A 14480-nucleotide genomic window follows, 5' to 3' on the forward strand; every position below is an offset into this window, starting at 1 on the left:
CTTACATAGGAACCGACAAACCCGGGCCCTCGTGCCCGCTCCACAAGGCCCGCGTCGGCGGGTGACAGGTGACTGATGACAACGATTATTACCGTACGCAAGGACGGCAAGGTGGTGATGGCCGGTGACGGACAGGTCAGCCTCGGCCAGACCGTGATGAAGGGCAATGCCCGCAAGGTTCGCCGCATCGGGAAGGGCGGCGAGGTGATCGCAGGTTTCGCCGGCGCGACGGCCGATGCCTTCACACTGCTCGACCGTCTCGAAAAGAAGCTCGAACAATATCCCGGCCAGCTGATGCGCGCTGCCGTCGAGCTCGCCAAGGACTGGCGCACCGACAAATATCTGCGCAATCTCGAAGCCATGATGCTGGTGGCCGACAAGTCGATCACGCTGGCGATCACCGGTAATGGCGACGTGCTGGAGCCCGAACACGGCACGATCGCGATCGGCTCCGGTGGCAATTATGCCTTCGCCGCCGCCCGCGCCCTGATGGATACCGATCGTTCGGCCGAAGACATCGCTCGCCGCGCGCTGACGATCGCCGGCGAGATCTGCGTCTACACCAACAACAACATGGTGGTCGAAACCCTCGACGCCGAGTAACGGCTGCCGGGACTGTGCCACCGCAAGCGACGATGCGCGGGTTCGCGGCATCGTGAGGAGCAGACTGAATGACCAATTTTTCTCCGCGCGAGATCGTCTCCGAGCTCGATCGCCATATCATCGGCCAGCATGAAGCTAAGCGGGCTGTCGCCATCGCTTTGCGCAACCGCTGGCGCCGCCAGCAGCTTTCGGAAGACCTGCGCGACGAAGTCATGCCGAAGAACATCCTGATGATCGGCCCGACCGGTGTCGGCAAGACGGAAATCTCCCGTCGCCTCGCCAAACTCGCCGGCGCCCCCTTCATCAAGGTGGAGGCCACCAAGTTTACCGAAGTCGGTTATGTCGGCCGTGACGTCGAGCAGATCATCCGTGACCTCGTCGAGGTCGGCATCGCCCTGGTGCGCGACAAGAAGCGGCAGGAGGTGCAGGCCAAGGCGCATCAGCTGGCTGAAGAGCGCGTGCTTGACGCCCTGGTCGGCGCGACCGCCTCGCCCGCCACCCGCGACAGCTTCCGCAAGAAGCTGCGCAACGGCGAGCTCGACGACAAGGAAATCGACATTGAGGTTGCCGACAGCGGGGCCGGCATGCCGGGCTTCGAGGTTCCGGGCATGCCGGGGGCCAATATCGGCATCCTCAACATCTCCGAAATGTTCGGCAAGGCCATGGGCAACCGGACGAAGAAGGTCCGCACTACCGTCAAGGCGTCCTATGGCGACCTGATCCGCGACGAGTCCGACAAGCTGATCGACAACGAGGTGATCCAGCGGGAAGCCCTGCGCTCGGTCGAGAATGACGGCATCGTCTTCCTGGACGAGATCGACAAGATCGCCGCGCGCGAAGGCGCGATGGGCGCTGGCGTTTCGCGTGAAGGCGTGCAGCGCGACCTGCTGCCGCTTGTGGAAGGCACGACCGTTGCCACCAAGTATGGCCCGGTCAAGACCGACCATATCCTCTTCATCGCCTCGGGCGCCTTCCACGTGTCCAAGCCGTCCGACCTCCTGCCGGAGCTCCAGGGCCGCCTGCCGATCCGCGTGGAACTGAAGCCGCTGACCAAGGAAGACTTCCGCCGCATCCTGACGGAAACGGAGGCAAGCCTGATCCGCCAGTACAAGGCGCTGATGGCGACCGAAGAGTTGAACCTCGACTTCACCGAAGACGCGATCGACGCGCTCGCCGATGTCGCCGTTCAGCTCAACGAGACGGTTGAGAATATCGGTGCGCGCCGCCTGCAGACGGTCATGGAACGGGTGCTTGACGAGATCTCCTTCCATGCGCCGGATCGCAGCGGCTCGGAGGTCATGATCGACTCGAGCTACGTTCAGGAGCATGTCGGTGATCTCGCGGCCAATGCTGATCTGAGCCGCTACATCCTGTGATCTTTGTGCATCTATGGGTCGCTTTCGCCCCCGGCGTGCCGGGAAAGTGAAAGCGACCCGTATCGACAATACAGGTGCCCCTTATGTAAGGAGTGCCGCTGTCGGATGACGGTCGCCCTGCGTCGCCAATCCGTTGAAGGACAAATGTCCAGGGGCCGCCCATCGTGCTGAACATTGCCAGAAATCTCATCGTCGCCTTTACGCTCGCCGGGCTTGTGCCCGCCGTGTCGCTTGCTGACGACAAGGTCCCCTCGGGAAATCGCAATGCTGAGCAGCCGGCGATACCCGGCGCGTCGGTGCGCCGCACGAAGGCGGGTAAGACCAGCTTCGATCTGAAATATGAAAAGGTCCGCGATCTCCTGAAGACCGACTCCAAGCTGGTCGGCAAGATCAAGAAGACGGCAGCGGCCTATGGCATTGCGCCGATTCACATGGTCGGCGCGATCGTCGGCGAGCACACCTATAATGTCGATGCCTATGACAGCCTGCAGAGCTACTACGTGAAGGCGGCCTCCTACGCCGGCAACAGCTTCCGCTTCGGCTACAAGGACGAGAGCATCGGCGAATTCGTCAGCCGGCCTGAATTTGCCGAATGCAACGGCTATTCGGATTCCTATCGTCTGTGGACCTGCCGCGAAGACGTCTGGCAGGATCGCTTCCGCGGCAAGACCGTGGGCGGCAAATCCTATCCCAACAACCGGTTCAGCGCGGTTTTCTTCCAGCCCTTCTATGCCGGCCAGACCTTCGGCCTCGGCCAGATCAATCCGTTGACGGCGCTGATGCTGTCGGATCTCGTGCATGAGAAGTCCGGCTATGCCAAGCTCGACGAAAACGATGCGGCCGGCGTCTACAAGGCGATCATGGATCCCGATATCTCGCTCGCCTTCATGGCGGCGGTGATCCGCAAGTCGATCGACGACTACCGCCAGATTGCAGATGTCGATATCTCGGGGAATCCGGGTGTCACGGCCACGCTCTTCAACATTGGTGGATCGCAGCAACGGGCACGTGCACTCGCGTCCAAGCGCGCCAGTGGTGCGGCGAATTGGCCGGAAGAGAACTATTACGGCTGGCTGATCAATGATCGGCTGGACGAGTTGGAAGCGCTGCTCTAACTCATTGAGGGGGGCTCCAACCCTTCGAGGGAGCATCACATGGACGCCAGTCTGCGCAAATCGACCTTCGAGCCGCCGGCACCCGTGCCGCGAACGGTCCCGCCCAGCCGGCTGGAAATCATTCGCACGGTCCTGAAGAACCCGCTCGAGCTCTGGGGACAGCCGTCCTACACCTGGCCCTGGATCGTCACACGCTTCTTCGGCCAGACAACGATCATCGCCAATGATCCCGGTCTCATCCGTCATGTGCTCGTCGACAATGCGTCGAATTACGAGATGTCGGAGATCCGCCAGCTCGTGCTGCGGCCCATCCTGCGCGATGGATTGCTGACGGCAGAGGGGCCTGTCTGGAAACGCTCCCGCAAGGCCATGGCGCCTGTCTTCACGCCGCGTCATGCGCGCGGTTTCGCGCGGCAGATGCGTGAGCAGAGCGAGCTTTTTCTCGATCGCTATCATTCGGGCGGTGAGGGTGTCGTGCGCGATATCGCGGTCGACATGACCGAACTCACCTATGCGATCCTGTCCGAGACCCTGTTTTCCGGCGGGATCATCTCGGAGCAGGGCGATTTTGCGAGAGATGTCGACGATCTCCTCCACAGCATGGGTCGCGTCGATCCGCTCGATCTGCTGAAGGCTCCCAAATGGATCCCGCGCCTGACGCGCATCCGAGGTCTGGGCGTGCTGCGCAAGTTCCGCGAACTCGTGCGCCGAACCATGGATCACCGGCGTTCGCTCATCCAGACCAACCGCAGCGAGGCACCGGATGATTTCCTCACGCTTCTGCTTGAGCTCGAAGGTCCGGATGGGCTCACCTCGGAAGAGATCGAGGACAATATTCTGACCTTCATCGGTGCCGGCCACGAGACCACCGCGCGTGCTCTGGCCTGGACGCTCTATTGCGTGGCTCATTGTCCGGATGTCCGGGATGCCATGGAGCGCGAGATCGACGAGGTGATCGCATCGGGTGCCGATCCCGTGGAATGGCTCGATCGCATGCCGCATGTCCGCGCCTCCTTCGAGGAAGCGATGCGGCTCTACCCGCCAGCTCCTTCGATCAACCGGGATGCCATCGCAGATGATCGATATACAGCGCCGAACGGCGAAGTCGTTGAGATCGCGAAAGGCACAACGGTGCTGGTCATGCCTTGGACGCTGCATCGCCACGAACTCTACTGGGAAAAGCCACGTCTCTTCGATCCCTCCCGCTTCTTGCCCGGCGCGCGGGAAAAGATCGGCCGTTTCCAGTATCTGCCCTTCGGCGCCGGCCCCCGCGTCTGCATCGGCGCAACCTTCGCGCTGCAGGAAGCGGTCATCGCATTGGCCGTTCTGATGCAGAAATATAGGTTTGCGACCACGCCGCAGACCAGGCCCTGGCCCGTTCAGAAGCTGACGACCCAGCCGGCCGGCGGCCTGCCGATGCGGGTCACGCCGCGCTAGCCGTAAAGCGGCGTGATCCTGCCGCTGTCTCGCTGGAATTGGTAACAGGCGCTGTGCCATAAGGGATGCCGCGCCATTCCGGCGGGCACCATGGGGAAGACTGCGTGACATCCGATTACATGCTGGGCATCGATACCGGCGGCACCTACACCGACGCCGTAATCTACAGCGAGACCCATGGGATCCTGGCCAAGGCGAAATCTCTGACGACCCGCCACGATCTCTCGATCGGGATCTCGGGAGCGCTGGAGAGCGTGCTTTCCGCATCGGCCATCGATCCCTCGGCCATCGGATTGGTTTCTCTCTCCACCACGCTCGCAACCAATGCACTTGTCGAAGGGCAGGGCGGTCGCGCCGGTCTGATCATGATCGGCTTCGGGCCGGAAGACCTCAAGCGCGATGGTCTGGCCGAAGCCCTGGGCAAGGATCCCGTGCTCTTCATCGCCGGCGGCCACGATGTCCATGGCAACGAGACCCCCTTCAATGCGCCCGCGCTGGAAGCCGCCTTGCCGGAACTGTCGGCCGATGTCTCCTCCTTTGCCATTGCCGGCTATTTCGCCGTCCGCAATCCCGCCCATGAGCAGCGGGCGCGCGACATCATCCGCCGCCATTCCGGCCTGCCGGTGACCTGCAGCCACGAGCTTTCCTCCAAGCTGGGTGGGCCACGCCGTGCGCTGACCACATTGCTCAATGCCCGGCTGGTCGCCATGATCGACCGCCTGATCGGCTCGGCGGAGCGCTACCTCCTCGAGCGCGGCATTCACGCGCCGCTGATGGTCGTCCGGGGCGATGGTGCCCTGATTTCGGCGGCCGAAGCACGCCTGCGGCCCATCGAAACCATCCTGTCGGGCCCGGCGGCAAGCCTTGTCGGTGCGCGTCACCTCACCGGTCTCGATGATGCCGTTGTCTCCGATATCGGCGGCACGACGACCGACGTCGCCGTCATGGAGGCCGGTCAGCCGCGGCTCGATCAGGATGGCGCAGTCGTTGGCGGTTACCGCACCATGGTGGAAGCTGTCGCCATGCGCACTTTCGGCCTCGGCGGCGATTCGGAAGTCCGCTTCGACGATCGGGGCCTCGCGGCGAAGATAGACCTCGGCCCACGCCGTCTCGTCCCCTTGAGCCTCGCAGCCGCCCTGCATGGGACGGCGATCACCGATGTGCTCGAGCGCCAGGTGCGCGCGCCGCATCTCGGACGCCATGACGGACGCTTCGCCGTCCGCACGGGCGTGCCGGATCACCTGGCAGCTGGCCTGCAGCCTCAGGAGGCAGCTCTGTTCCAAAAGATCGGCCCCGTGCCGCTGCCGCTCGACCAGCTGATCAGCTTCACCCAGCAGAAGGCGACGCTCGACCGTCTTGTCGCCCGGGGCCTCGTCCATATCTGCGGGCTCACCCCGTCTGATGCCATGCATGTCCTGGACCGGCAGGGGCAATGGGACCGGAGAGCCGCCGAGCTCGGCATGACACTCGCCCTTCGCCAGAAGGATGGCGCTGGCCAGCCGATCGCCCAGACGGTCGAGATGCTGAGCCAGATGATTGTCGATCGTCTCACCCGCCAGTCCGCCGAAGTCATCCTGTCCGCAGCTCTTGCCGAGGATGGCCTGACCGATGTCGATCCCGCCCGGTCCGTGCTGATCGACCGGGCGCTTCGTCGCCAGACAGGCATTGCGCGCTTTAATCTCTCCCTGGATCGGCCGCTCATCGGTCTCGGAGCCTCCGCCGGCGTCTATTACCCGGCCATCGCTGAGATGCTGGCATCGGATTGTGTCGTTCCGCCAGACGCCGACGTCGCCAATGCGGTTGGCGCGGTTGTCGGCCAGGTCCGAAGCAGTGTCTCCGTCACCGTCAGTTCGCCGGAGGAAGGACTCTTCATCATCACCGGTGCCGGCGAGGGAGAGCGGGTCACGGACGAAGCGCTCGCGCTGGAGAAGGCACGCGCCCGTGCCAGTGACATTGCGCGCAGAAGCGCGGAGGCAAGCGGTGCGGTCGATGTCGTACTGCTCCTCAAGGAAGAGCTCGATGCACCGGAGATCGAGGGGCGGCGCAAGCTCGTTGAAGCCCGCATCACGGCCACGGCGACGGGCCGGCCGAGGACGGCCCGCAACTAACTTTCCAAAACGGAAACAATATTTCTAATTTATGCAAGATTGACTGAGAATGCATTTCAGCGATGCTGTGGCCAACAGCGACATCAGTATGAGGAGTGACGTCATGACATCCGTTTCAGCCCATGGTCTTTCGATCGACAAACGCCTCTACGAGTTCATCGTCAACGAGGTCATCCCGGGCACGGACGTCGAGGCTGACGCCTTCTTCGCCGGCTTCTCGAAAATCGTGCACGAGCTGGCACCGAAGAACCGTTCCCTGCTGGCCAAGCGTGATGACCTGCAGGCTGAGATCGATGCCTGGTATCGCAAGAACGGGGCTCCCTCCGATCTCGGGGCCTATGAAAGCTTCCTCCGCGACATCGGTTATCTTCTGCCGGAAGGCCCCGACTTCAAGATCGAGACGGCCAATGTCGATCCGGAGATCTCGTCGATCGCTGGGCCGCAGCTCGTGGTTCCGGTCATGAACGCGCGTTATGCCTTGAACGCTGCCAATGCCCGCTGGGGTTCGCTTTACGATGCGCTCTATGGCACCGACGCGATTTCTGAAGCCGACGGTGCGGAGAAGGGGAAGGGCTACAATCCGGTTCGCGGCGGCAAGGTCGTCGCTTGGGCGAAAGCCTTCCTCGACCGGAGCCTGCCGCTCGCCGGCGGAAGCTGGGCGGATGTGACCGGCTTCGATTTCGAAAACGGCGCCCTTTTCGTCGAAACCACTAACGGACGGACCGGACTTTCCAGCCCGGACCAGTATGTTGGTTTCAAGCGTGAGAACGATAAGGCATATCGCCTCTATTTCCGCACCAACGGCCTGCACACTCTGGTCTTCATTGATCCTGACAGCCTGATCGGCAAGGACGATCCCGCCGGCATCGCCGATGTCGGGCTGGAATCGGCGCTCACCACGATCATGGATTGCGAGGATTCGGTCGCCGCCGTTGACGCGGAGGACAAGGTCACCGTTTATTCCAACTGGCTCGGCCTGATGAAGGGCGATCTGACCGAGGAAGTCACGAAGGGTGGCAAGACCTTTACCCGCGCCTTGAGTGATGACGTATCGCTGATTGGCCCGGATGGCGCCGCCAAGACCTTGCCGGGCAGATCGCTGATGCTCGTTCGCAATGTCGGCCACCTGATGACCAACCCCGCGATCACCGACAGGGACGGCAACGAAGTCCCGGAAGGCATCATGGATGCGGCGATCACCGCCCTGATCGCTTTGCACGACATCGGCCCGAACGGTCGCCGCAAGAATTCCCGCGCCGGCTCAATGTATGTCGTGAAGCCCAAGATGCATGGGCCGGAAGAAGTGGCCTTCGCCTGCGAAATCTTCTCGGCGGTCGAGCAGCTGATCGGAATGGCGCCCAACACGATCAAGATGGGCATCATGGACGAAGAGCGCCGCACCACCGTCAATCTCAAGGAATGCATCCGCGCTGCCCGCGAGCGAGTCGTCTTCATCAACACCGGTTTCCTTGACCGCACCGGCGACGAGATCCATACCTCGATGGAAGCCGGCCCCATGATCCGCAAGGGCGACATGAAGCAGGCGGCGTGGATATCGGCTTACGAAAACTGGAACGTCGACATCGGCCTCGAATGCGGCCTCTCCGGTCACGCCCAGATCGGCAAGGGGATGTGGGCCATGCCGGATCTGATGGCGGCGATGCTGGAGCAGAAGATCGCCCATCCGAAGGCCGGCGCCAACACGGCCTGGGTTCCGTCACCGACGGCGGCCACCCTGCACGCGACGCATTACCACAGCATCAATGTCGCGGACGTCCAGAACGGCCTGAAGTCCCGCGCGCGCGCCAAGCTCTCTGACATTCTTTCCGTTCCGGTCGCAACGCGCCCGAACTGGACCCCGGAAGAAATCCAGCGCGAGCTCGACAACAACGCGCAAGGCATCCTCGGTTACGTCGTCCGCTGGATCGATCAGGGCGTCGGCTGCTCCAAGGTCCCGGACATCAACAATGTCGGCCTGATGGAAGATCGCGCGACACTGCGCATTTCCGCCCAGCACATGGCCAACTGGCTGCATCATGGCGTGGTGACGGAAGAGCAGGTCATCGAAACGCTGAAGCGCATGGCCGTTGTTGTCGACGGCCAGAATCCCGGTGATCCCGCTTATCTGCCGATGGCGAAGGATTACGACGGATCGGTGGCCTTCCAGGCCGCTCTCGATCTCGTCCTGAAGGGCAGGGAGCAACCCAATGGCTATACCGAGCCGGTGCTCCACCGTCGTCGTATCGAGCTGAAGGCGAAGTCGGCGGCCTGATCGCGGGCGACTGAAACCCACAAAAAAGAGGCCCGCCGGAGCGATCCGGCGGGCCTCTTTATAAACTGTAGTATCGGAAGCTTACTGCTGCACAACGACCTTGGCGTTGCGGCCCGGCTTCACGCGATTGTAGAGGTCGATCACGTCCTGGTTCATCAGGCGGATGCAGCCCGAAGACGCAGCCGTACCGATCGAAGCCCATTCCGGCGTGCCGTGCAGGCGGAACAGCGTGTCCTGACCTTTTTCGTTGAAGAGATACATGGCGCGGGCACCGAGCGGGTTGCGCAGGCCGGGATCCATGCCCTTCTCGACATACTTGGCCACTTCAGGCTTGCGCTCCGCCATTTCCTTCGGCGGATGCCAGGTCGGCCAGGCCTGCTTCCAGGCGATGTAGGCTTCGCCTTCCCAGGCAAAACCCTGCTTGCCGACGCCGATGCCGTAACGAACGGCCTTGCCGCGCGGCAGCACGTAGTAAAGGAAACGCTCGCGCGTGTTCACGACAATCGTGCCCGGCTTTTCCTTGGTCGCATAATCGACAATTTGTCGGTGAAACTTCTTGTCGACCTTCTGAATCGGAATCGCGGGCAGGGCATAACCAGCATCGGTTACGGAGCCATAGGAATCGCTGAAGATCTCGATCTTGGTGGTTTCGGCGACTTCTGTCTTTTCACCGGTCGTCGTCGTGCAGCCCGCAAGGCCGATGGACATAACCAGGCCGAGCGCAGTCAGGATATTGCGGAAGCGCATAAGGAAGCTCTTGGGTGATGGCTGGAAGATGGCTCGGTGACCATCCTTGATTATGGTTTATTTTGAATTAATCTCGGCAGTGCAAGTGCCGTACTTCAGCCGAATGTCTTCGGCGGTGCAAAATGACTCCGCATTGCTTTTTTGCAACAGACTTCGGCGCGCGGAGCGGAGTTTTCCATGACCTTGATCTCTGTAGCGGTAAACAATCCCTTAATCGACGGACGTCAGTCCGATCGCGCGATGATGATTCGCCGTGGCGTTCAGATCCTGCTGGCGGAGATGCGCTTTGCCATTCTTCCCGAGCTCACCCTGTCCAATGGGCGTCGGGCGGATCTGATCGCGCTCTCGGAAAAAGGGGAGATCTGGATCGTGGAGATCAAATCCTCGATCGAGGATTTCAGGGTCGACCGCAAGTGGCCCGACTATCGTCGCTACTGCGACCGTCTCTTCTTCGCCACCCATGCAGGTGTTCCGCTCGACATCTTCCCGGAGGACTGCGGGCTGTTCCTGTCGGACGGATATTCCGGTCATGTTGTGCGGGAAGCGCCGGAGCATCGCCTGCCCCCCGCCACGCGCAAGGCCGTCACCCTCGATTTCTCGAGGGCCGCCGCCCAAAGGCTGATGGCTGCGGAGTGGGCCGCACAGCTGAAGACGCTGTAAGTTACTTCGGCGCGCGCTTCGCCAGAATGCGCTGCAGTGTCCGGCGATGCATGTTGAGCCGCCGTGCTGTCTCCGAAACATTGCGGTCGCAGCTTTCATAGACGCGCTGGATGTGCTCCCAGCGAATCCGGTCCGCCGACATCGGGTTCTCCGGGATTTCAGCCTTTTCACCGGGCCGCTGGGTCAGGGCGAGATAGACATCGTCGGCATCGGCAGGCTTTGCGAGATAATCAAGCGCCCCGAGTTTCACAGCGGTGACAGCGGTGGCGATATTCCCATAGCCCGTCAGCACGATGATGCGGGTGTCGGATCGACGCTCGCGGATTGCCTCGATGACGTCGAGCCCGGTTCCGTCGCCAAGTCTCAGATCCACCACGGCGTAGGCCGGTGCTGCTTCCTTGGCTTTGGCGATCCCTTCGGCGACGGAGCCCGCAAGCTCCACCGCAAATCCGCGGCTTTCCATGGCGCGCGCCAGCCGGCGCAAAAACGGCGCATCGTCGTCAACGATCAACAAGGACGGGTCGGGCCCGAGATCGGGATTGCCTGCCTGCTGTGTGCCGGTGGCGGATTTTGCGACCTGTGATGCTGCGTCTGCCATGTTCTGTGTTCCTGCGACTGTGCGAAAAGTCTGCGATAGACCATATGCGATCCTCAGACCGCAGAGGTAAAGTCATATCGACGTGTCCAATTCCATGTATTCGCGTGGCCAGTTCACCACCACCCGGGCTCCGGAACCTTCGGGGCTGCGATTTTCAAACCGGAGGCTCGCGCCGGACCGCTCCAGCAAGGTCTTGGCAATGAACAGTCCGAGCCCGAGCCCACCGGCCCGCGTATCGCTTTGTCTGCTGGTAACATAGGGCTCGCCAATTCTTTGCAAGACCCCGGCAGAAAATCCGGCCCCGTCGTCCTCGATGGTCACCGTGACATCGGCCGCCGTATGCTCGACACTGACGGTCACCTTCGAGCGCGCGTAATCGACCGCATTCTCCAACAAATTGCCCAGACCATAGAGAATGGCGGGGTTGCGGCTGCCCACCGGCTCTTCGGCACGCGCGGACAGCTCGATAAGCTCCACTTTCACGCCAAACTCGCGATGCGGCGCAATGACTTCTTCGATCATCGAGGACAGAGGAAGCTCACGCATATGCGCCTCGCCCTCCGTGGCCAGCGAGGTCAGGCGGCGCAGGATATCGCGGCAACGCTCGCTCTGGCTGCGCAGCAGCTGCACGTCTTCGCGGAAGCGCTCGTCCTGTCCGAGGTCGCGCTCCATCTCCTTCGCCACCACGCTGATCGTTGCCAGCGGCGTTCCCAACTCATGCGCTGCGGCAGCCGCAAGCCCGTCCAGCTGATGCAGGTGTTTCTCCCGCTGCAGGATGAGCTCGGTCGCGGTCAGTGCATCGGCAAGAAGAGTGGCCTCCTGGGACACGCGATAGGCATAGAAGGCCGCAAAAGCCGTCATCGACACGATCGAGCTCCACATGCCGAGCTGCAGCAGCGGATGCACTTCGAGGCTGCGCCCCTCGAACCAGGGCAGGGGATAGGGCGTGAAGGCGAGCAGGGTGATGAAGGCCAGCGCCGTGACGAAGAGCGCGATCGAATGCCGGCTCGGCTGCGATGCAAAGGAAATGATGACGGGAATGCAGATCAGCGGCGCGAAGGGATTATTCAGCCCGCCGGTGATGAAAAGCAGGGCGCCCATCTGGAAGAGGTCGAGAGACAGGACGGCAAAGGCCGCGGCTGGCTCCAGTCGGTAGGTCGGCGGGAAGGCGACGGACAGAAGCGAATTGGCCGCCGCCAACGCCGCGATCAGACCTAGGCAGGTCATCAACGGCAGGGGGAATTCGAACCACAGCGCCACGACCAGGATTGTCAGCAACTGGCCGGCGACCGCCACCCAGCGCAGCTTGACCAGCGTCTCCAGTCGCAGCCGACGGCTGCTCGGTCCGAACTTGGCAGCCAGATCCATGTTCATCCTGTCGCCTTCCTCTCAGACCCTCAGGTCCCGCGCGGTTTCGCTCGTGTCGTCGGGGCCGCCGCTGCCGGATCCTCCGGCCAGGGGTGTTTTGGGTAACGCCCGCGCATGTCGGCGCGCACATCCTTCCACGAGCCCGCCCAGAACCCGGGAAGATCCCGTGTCGTCTGAATGGGTCGATGCGCCGGCGAGGTCAACTCCAGGACCAGTGGCAATTTGCCGCCACCGATCGACGGATGGGTCTTCAGCCCGAAGAGCTCCTGCACCCTGATCTGCAGAATCGGCTCGTCCCCATCATAATGGATCGGATGCGACTGCCCCGTCGGCGCGGTGAAATGGGTGGGCACGAGACGGTCGAGCTCGCGGGTCGCACCCGCCGGCACCAGCGCCATCAATCCGTCATGCAGACTGCCTGCCGTGACCTCCTGAAAACTGGTGACGCCGGACTGAAAGGGGATGAACCAGAGATCGAGCTGTTCGAGCAGGCCGTGATCGGATGTATCCGGCCAGGGTTCGCCAAGCGTCCGGTGCAGGAAACCGAGCCTTTGCCGCAGCTGCGCGGCGGCCTTGGAAAACGGCAGAACCGCCAGTCCCAATTGCTGCACGCCTTCCGCCAGCGCGCGCGCGGCCTCTTCTCCCTTTGGCTTTGGCAGGGGCTGTTCATCGAAGACGATGGCGCCGAGCCGCGTCACCCGCCGTGCCCGAACCTGCCGGCTGGAGAGATCGAAGCCGCTTTCATCCTTGGTCGTGATGGCACCGGGACGCAGGGTCTCGATTTCGCCGCGCGTCACTTCCGCAGCCGCCAGGACGCGGCCCTGGGCGGCCTTGCCTGTCAGGTCGGCGATGACGAGCAACTCCGCGCCGGCCAGTCTCTCGCTCCCGGCAATCTCGGCACCGCGTCCATTCGCCAGCACGAAACGCCCCCGCCCGCCGCGTTGCCGCGCGATCCGGTCGGGAAAGGCATGAATGAGCAGTGTACCGGCAGATGCAGGCAGTTCGCCATCCCCATTGCTTGCGCCCGATGAGCCCGACGAAAGGCCGGACGATAGACGCTGGGCGAGGTTGCGGGCATTGCGAGCCCGCTCTCCCCGATCGCGCCGGAATTGCCGCAGCCGCTCGTCCAGATCGAGATCGCTCCCACCCAATCCCTGTTCGGTCAGGAGCACGGCGAGTTCTGCCGCGGCGCGCGCCTGCCCCTGCTCGGCAGCCCCGAGCACCATCGCGGCCAGACGGGGCGGCAGACCGAAATCGCGCATCCGCCGACCCTTGGCAGTCAATTGCAGGCGCTCATCCAGAGCCCCGAGCCCGATCAGAAGCTGCCGCGCCTCCTTCAAAGCGGCCTCGGGCGGCATATCAAGAAGCAGCAGCTGTCGCGGATCCGCCACCCCCCAATGGGCCATGTCGAGCGCAAGTCCGGAGAGATCGCTGGACAGGATCTCCGGTGGCGTGAAAGCCGGAAGCGCTGCCGTCTGTCCCATATGCCAGAGGCGCACGGCAATGCCCGGTTCGGTTCGGCCCGCACGCCCTGCGCGCTGGTCCGCCGAGGCACGAGAGACGCGGACCGTCTCAAGCCGGGTGATCCCGGTCGAAGCTTCAAAGACCGGCAGCCGCTGCAAGCCGCTGTCGATCACGACGCGCACGCCATCAATGGTGATCGATGTCTCGGCAATCGAGGTCGAGAGGACAATCTTGCGAAAACCAGATGCCGGCGGCTTGATCGCCGCATCCTGCTCCGCCTGGCTCAGCATGCCGTAGAGCGGCGCGATCAGTATATCGGGACCGACCCTGGTTTCGAGCCGCTCCGCCACGCGGCGGATCTCGGCCTGTCCGGGAAGGAAGGCGAGAATGGAACCGGTCTCGTCGGCAAGCGCCTTCATGATCGCCGCCGTCACCGCGTCTTCCACCCGCTCGTCGCCCGGCCTGTCGCGATAGCGGATGTCGACGGGGAAACTGCGGCCCTCGCTGACAATGACAGGCGGGTTCGCAAGCAGGGTCGCGATGCGCTCGACATCGAGGGTTGCCGACATGACGAGGATGCGCAGATCCGCCCGCAGCGCCGACTGGGCGTCGAGCGCGAGGGCAAGCCCCAAATCGGCATCGAGCGACCGTTCATGAAATTCGTCGAACAGGACGGCCGCCACGCCCTGTAGTTCGGGATCCTCAAGGATCATCCGCACGAAGACCCCTTCC

General features: G+C 62.9%; 11 protein-coding genes (1 of these 11 running past the window's edge). 7 read left to right on the top strand and 4 right to left on the bottom strand.

Features of this window, described 5'->3' with window-relative positions; translation table 11 throughout:
- Window positions 1–75 precede the first annotated feature (75 nt).
- The 6 genes from hslV to M1E12_RS19360 all read left to right on the top strand — a co-directional run bounded on the left by hslV (window position 76) and on the right by M1E12_RS19360 (window position 8911).
- Window positions 76–603 (top strand): ATP-dependent protease subunit HslV, encoded by a 528-nt coding sequence (gene hslV / locus M1E12_RS19335; protein ID WP_113459162.1) that lies wholly within the window; start codon window positions 76–78, stop codon window positions 601–603.
- Window positions 604–671: 68 nt separating this feature from the next.
- Window positions 672–1979, top strand: coding sequence for an ATP-dependent protease ATPase subunit HslU (gene hslU / locus M1E12_RS19340; protein WP_113377672.1), 1308 nt, complete (start codon window positions 672–674; stop codon window positions 1977–1979).
- 188 nt (window positions 1980–2167) lie between these two features.
- Window positions 2168–3094: a DUF1402 family protein gene (locus M1E12_RS19345; RefSeq protein WP_246035023.1), complete on the top strand. Its 927-nt coding sequence runs from the start codon at window positions 2168–2170 to the stop codon at window positions 3092–3094.
- A 39-nt stretch (window positions 3095–3133) separates the two neighbouring features.
- Window positions 3134–4531 (top strand): cytochrome P450, encoded by a 1398-nt coding sequence (locus M1E12_RS19350; RefSeq protein ID WP_479562948.1) that lies wholly within the window; start codon window positions 3134–3136, stop codon window positions 4529–4531.
- 104 nt (window positions 4532–4635) lie between these two features.
- The gene (locus M1E12_RS19355; protein WP_479562949.1) at window positions 4636–6639 is read left to right on the top strand and encodes a hydantoinase/oxoprolinase N-terminal domain-containing protein; all 2004 of its coding nucleotides are present in this window, start codon (window positions 4636–4638) and stop codon (window positions 6637–6639) included.
- Between the two features lie 103 nt (window positions 6640–6742).
- Entirely contained in the window at window positions 6743–8911 is a 2169-nt protein-coding gene (locus M1E12_RS19360; protein ID WP_479562950.1) for a malate synthase G, read from the top strand.
- Window positions 8912–8992: 81 nt separating this feature from the next.
- Here M1E12_RS19360 and M1E12_RS19365 read toward each other — a convergent pair whose 3' ends face one another.
- On the bottom strand, window positions 8993–9658 hold the full coding sequence (locus M1E12_RS19365) for a L,D-transpeptidase (RefSeq protein WP_479562951.1): 666 nt from the start codon (window positions 9656–9658) through the stop codon (window positions 8993–8995).
- 177 nt (window positions 9659–9835) lie between these two features.
- Between M1E12_RS19365 and M1E12_RS19370 the strand changes: the two genes are divergently transcribed.
- The gene (locus M1E12_RS19370) at window positions 9836–10318 is read left to right on the top strand and encodes an MmcB family DNA repair protein (RefSeq protein WP_136539051.1); all 483 of its coding nucleotides are present in this window, start codon (window positions 9836–9838) and stop codon (window positions 10316–10318) included.
- A 1-nt stretch (window position 10319) separates the two neighbouring features.
- Here M1E12_RS19370 and M1E12_RS19375 read toward each other — a convergent pair whose 3' ends face one another.
- From M1E12_RS19375 to hrpB, 3 genes are all read right to left on the bottom strand, one after another.
- Window positions 10320–10916: an ActR/PrrA/RegA family redox response regulator transcription factor gene (locus tag M1E12_RS19375; RefSeq protein WP_113459168.1), complete on the bottom strand. Its 597-nt coding sequence runs from the start codon at window positions 10914–10916 to the stop codon at window positions 10320–10322.
- A 72-nt stretch (window positions 10917–10988) separates the two neighbouring features.
- Entirely contained in the window at window positions 10989–12290 is a 1302-nt protein-coding gene (locus M1E12_RS19380) for an ActS/PrrB/RegB family redox-sensitive histidine kinase (protein WP_479562952.1), read from the bottom strand.
- Between the two features lie 23 nt (window positions 12291–12313).
- Window positions 12314–14480: the 3' portion of an ATP-dependent helicase HrpB gene (hrpB, locus tag M1E12_RS19385; protein WP_479562953.1), read on the bottom strand. 317 nt of this gene lie beyond the right edge of the window; 2167 of the gene's 2484 nt are visible here — the last part of the coding sequence; the start codon falls outside the window, past its right edge; its stop codon occupies window positions 12314–12316.

It is taken from the genome of Rhizobium sp. K33, assembly GCF_056501445.1.

What these genes read in the sequence shown, in the direction of transcription:
- hslU (WP_113377672.1), top strand. Translation starts at nt 672, where the DNA reads ATGACCAATTTTTCTCCGCGCGAGATCGTCTCCGAGCTCGATCGCCAT.
- hslV (WP_113459162.1), top strand. Translation starts at nt 76, where the DNA reads ATGACAACGATTATTACCGTACGCAAGGACGGCAAGGTGGTGATGGCC.
- M1E12_RS19375 (WP_113459168.1), bottom strand. Translation starts at nt 10,916, where the DNA reads ATGGCAGACGCAGCATCACAGGTCGCAAAATCCGCCACCGGCACACAG.
- M1E12_RS19365 (WP_479562951.1), bottom strand. Translation starts at nt 9,658, where the DNA reads ATGCGCTTCCGCAATATCCTGACTGCGCTCGGCCTGGTTATGTCCATC.
- M1E12_RS19350 (WP_479562948.1), top strand. Translation starts at nt 3,134, where the DNA reads ATGGACGCCAGTCTGCGCAAATCGACCTTCGAGCCGCCGGCACCCGTG.
- M1E12_RS19380 (WP_479562952.1), bottom strand. Translation starts at nt 12,290, where the DNA reads ATGAACATGGATCTGGCTGCCAAGTTCGGACCGAGCAGCCGTCGGCTG.
- M1E12_RS19370 (WP_136539051.1), top strand. Translation starts at nt 9,836, where the DNA reads ATGACCTTGATCTCTGTAGCGGTAAACAATCCCTTAATCGACGGACGT.
- M1E12_RS19360 (WP_479562950.1), top strand. Translation starts at nt 6,743, where the DNA reads ATGACATCCGTTTCAGCCCATGGTCTTTCGATCGACAAACGCCTCTAC.